Consider the following 4086-nt stretch of genomic DNA (forward strand, 5'->3'; position numbering starts at 1 on the left):
GTAGCTAAGCTTAGCCCCGATGTCGTTACGCTTGATATAGAGATGGCTAAGATGGACGGCCTTACAGCGCTCGGTCATATAATGAAGGAACACCCTACCCCGGTTGTAATGGTGAGCACCTTGACCGACGAGGGATCCGAAGTGACCGCCCAGGCACTTCTCGAGGGCGCTGTCGATTTTATACACAAACCCACCGATTTAACCAACATAAAACTCACCGAGGTCAAAGATGAGCTTATTGCCAAGGTTAAGGGCGCGGCCAGAGCTCAGATCAAACGAAGGGCCGGCCTAGTCCGCCCCCAGAGCATAGACCCAGCATCCAGCGTTGTATCTAACATCGCAAAGAACAAGATTGTTATGATAGGTTCATCAACTGGTGGACCTCGGGCGTTAATAGAAGTACTGCCGAGGCTTCCTAAGAACTTTCCAACCCCTATCGTAGTCGTCCAGCATATGCCGCCAGGACCGTTCATACGATCCATCGCCAAGAGAATTGAATCAGAATCGAATATCAGGGTGGAAGAAGCCCAGAATGATGACCGCCTGCAGCCCGGGGTGGCCTTTATGGCGCCGGGTGGCTATCACATACTCATCGAAAAGGGTGGCATCATTAAACTTAGCCACGGCCCTGCAGTGAACTCGGTCAGGCCCTCGGTAGATGTAATGATGAGTTCTGGTGCGACTGTTTACGGCGCAAATGCAATAGGAGTCATCCTTACCGGAATGGGCAAGGACGGAGCCGATGGTATGTCGCTGATAAAGAAAAAAGGGGGAGGCACGATTGCAGAGCACGAATCGACCTGCGTCGTCTACGGGATGTCAAAAAGCGTTATCGATAACGGAGATGCCGATCGTATCGTCCCGTTGGAGCAAGTGCCCCATGAAATAATGAGAATGATTGAAGGAGGAAGATAGCCATGGCTAATTATATAGACAGCCCGGAATATCGATATTTTGTAGATAAGGTAAGAAAGCTTGCAAACATCAATCTAGAGAACTACAAGCCGTGGCAGATCCAACGAAGGCTCACCTTTATCATGGAGCAAGCCGGAACCAAAGACTATAAAGTATACGCAGATATGCTGGCGAGCAATAAGGAACAGCTCAACCGGTTTATCGATTGGGTAACCATCAACGTATCCGAGTTCTACAGAGATCCTCTGAAGTTCAAGGAACTCCAAGACGTAGTTCTTCCCGAGCTCTTAAAGCATAGCAAGCAACTTAAAATCTGGAGCGCCGGCTGTTCAAACGGCTCCGAGCCGTATACTCTCGCTCTCATACTCGAGGAAATAGCACCGGGTGTGCGGCATACGATTATCGGCAGTGATCTTGATGACCGTATCCTGCAAGCAGCACGAGAGGGCCGCTACTTAGAAAAGGATATCCGTAACGTTCCCAAGCACCTCGCACAGCGTTTCTTCAAGCAGACCGGGAATGACGTTGAGTTAAGCGATGAGATCAAGAAAAGAGTCACGTTTAAAAAGCAGGATTTATTAAAGGACAAGTATGAGGATAGCTATGACCTGATACTCTGTCGAAACGTTGTTATCTATTTTACAAACGACGCGAAAGATACTATCTACCGGAATTTTTGGGCGTCGCTCAAAAATCACGGCATTTTTTTTGTAGGCGGAGCCGAGAGTATCCTAAACGCGAGAGATCTCGGTTTTCAAGTTTTCAGGCCATTCTTCTACGCTAAGACCCCGAATGTTGGAGGATCACATGTCAGACAAGCTAGCTAAGAAAATCAGCGAAAAAATCGAAAAATTACCGCGGTTTTCACACATAGCCGACAAGGCTCTAATAGCCGAAAGAGAAAAAAGCCTCAGCGGGGAACCCAACGAGGACCACGGCCTTCACGATCCTAAATTCGCAAAACAAATACTGCAGATGACGAATTTTACCACATACGGATTCGCAGGAAATCGAGCCGGGTCCTTTGAGGCAGAGGCTTTTCTTGGAGAAGATGTCCTTCGTGGTGTGATGCTGGCCTTCTCTCTTCGTGAGTTTTTCGATCGGGAGCTTCCTGCGTATAGGTTAAGCAAGGGTGAACTCTGGGAGCACTCGATGAATTGCGCCCTCTCCGCATGGATGACCGCGACTAAAGTCGCCTATGATGATCTTGAGATGGCGTTTGTTGCAGGTCTTATGCACGATATCGGCAAGATCGTGCTTGATGAATTTTTATCTGAAGAACAACAGAAATTTGTCGATATAACATCCCAGGGGGACATAATCCCCACTGAAGCAGAGCGAACGATCTTTGGGGTGGATCATGCAGAGATAGGGGCCCAGGTCGCAGCTCATTGGGACTTCGATGAGAAAGTAATCGAAGCCATCAGATGTCATCACGAACCTGAATTGGCGGTACAAGATCCCGATCTAGTAACAATAGTGCACCTAGCGGATTGCATATCGATGAGCTTAGGGCTCGCGACGCAGGAAAAGAGCCTCATAGGTTTATTATCCGGTGATTTTTCAGGTTTAGGGCTTTAAAAGCCGTTTTGGAGGAAAGCATGGGACAGGATGTCGCACAGAGGATATTAAAAGAGGTAAAAGATCTGCCTCCATTTTCGGCTATAGCGAATCGGGCATTGAAGCTAACCAATGACCCAAGATCCTCAGCGATTGATATAAGCCGTGTTATTTCATATGATCCGGCATTTACCGCTCGTGTACTGCGCATGGCGAATTCGGCATACTACGGTTTCTCCCGCAAGGTCACTACGGTCAGCGAAGCCATCGTAATTCTTGGCTATGAAACACTGAAAAGCGTTGTCTTAGCGCTTACCCTCCAAAAATTCTACGACCGTGAGGTTCATGGATATGGGCTTGAAAAGGGAGACCTTTGGAAGCATTCCGTTGGCTGCGCGCTTGCATCACGTTTGATTGCGACCCAGGTGAAGTATGTCTCCATCGAAGAGGCGTTTGTCGCCGGGCTTCTGCATGATGTCGGTAAGGTTATCCTCAACCAGTTTGTGCGCGAAGAGATCGATAAGATCATCGAACTTTCGGGTTCGCAGGGGCTCTCGTTCGCAGAGGCCGAAAAACAGGTGCTGGGATTCGATCATCAAGACATAGGTGCCAAAGTAGCCGAGAAATGGAACTTCAACGATAAGATCGTCGAGGCGATTCGCTGCCATCACAGGCCGGATCGCGCTAGGAAAGATATGGATCTGACAGCAATCGTTCACGTAGCGGATTTTATCTGCCTGAGCCTTGGCTTAGGGGTTGGAAGCGACGGTATGCTTTATCCGCTCAAAAAAGAAGCACTTGATAGACTGAAACTCGATGAACCGGAGATCGATAATCTGATTTTTGCAGCATATAACATTACCGAGGAAATCGAGAAAATTTTAGCTTAAGCCTTGCTCGCATTTGACCGAGACATAAAAAGGAGAAGGGAAGAGAGAATGCTAAAAGTCGAATTTGTAAACCCGTTTCTCGAAGCTGCATTCGAGGTCTTTGAAACGGAAACCAATTTAAAACTTGAGAAGGGGCCTCTGTCGGTCCAGCAGTCTTCGTTAACGTCTCAGGAAGTGAGTGTTCTTATAGGTGTCACCGGAGAGATACACGGCCAGGTGATCTACGGAATGTCCGCCAAGGTCGCTAAGAAGATCGCAGCAGAGATGATGGGCCAGCCGGTTCCGCTACTTGACGAGCTTGCGCAAAGCGCCATTAGCGAACTCGGCAACATGATCACGGGACTTGCCACGGTCAAGTTTGGCAGGGACTATGCAAATCTTGCCGTTACACCACCGACGCTTATCATCGGTACAAAAGTTTTAATATCGACTATCGATATCCAGCGCTTATACATCGTTTTGATGAGTGAAGCCGGGGATATAGAAGTAAGCGTTGCTCTAAAAGAGCAGGCGATATCAGATGAACTAAGAGTTATCCATCCAAAGAAGGCAGTTGGATAGATAGAGCAAGAGCAGGAAATAGCACTTTTATTGTAAAGGGGGTGTGAGATGATACGAGGATTGTATGCCTCAGCGACCGGAATGTTAGCTCTCATGACCAAGCAGGACGTTATTGCTAACAACATCGCAAACGCCAACACCACAGGATTTAAAAGGGATT

6 protein-coding genes are annotated in these 4086 nt (G+C 48.0%); all 6 read left to right on the top strand.

The features are described from left to right. A partial coding sequence (locus tag ACYC56_RS12860) for a protein-glutamate methylesterase/protein-glutamine glutaminase (RefSeq protein WP_461374573.1) occupies positions 1-915 on the top strand: 915 nt, incomplete at its 5' end. A gap of 2 nt (positions 916-917) precedes the next feature. Next, entirely contained in the window at positions 918-1742 is an 825-nt protein-coding gene (locus ACYC56_RS12865; RefSeq protein ID WP_461374574.1) for a CheR family methyltransferase, read from the top strand. Beyond that, entirely contained in the window at positions 1723-2496 is a 774-nt protein-coding gene (locus tag ACYC56_RS12870) for an HDOD domain-containing protein (RefSeq protein WP_461374575.1), read from the top strand. Before ACYC56_RS12865 ends, ACYC56_RS12870 begins: the two co-directional genes overlap by 20 nt. A gap of 20 nt (positions 2497-2516) precedes the next feature. After that, positions 2517-3365: an HDOD domain-containing protein gene (locus ACYC56_RS12875; protein WP_461374576.1), complete on the top strand. Its 849-nt coding sequence runs from the start codon at positions 2517-2519 to the stop codon at positions 3363-3365. Positions 3366-3413: 48 nt separating this feature from the next. After that, positions 3414-3926 (top strand): chemotaxis protein CheX, encoded by a 513-nt coding sequence (locus ACYC56_RS12880; RefSeq protein WP_461374577.1) that lies wholly within the window; start codon positions 3414-3416, stop codon positions 3924-3926. A gap of 48 nt (positions 3927-3974) precedes the next feature. Then, a partial coding sequence (locus tag ACYC56_RS12885; RefSeq protein WP_461374578.1) for a flagellar basal body protein occupies positions 3975-4086 on the top strand: 112 nt, incomplete at its 3' end.

It is taken from the genome of Candidatus Aquicultor sp. (genome assembly GCF_054640775.1).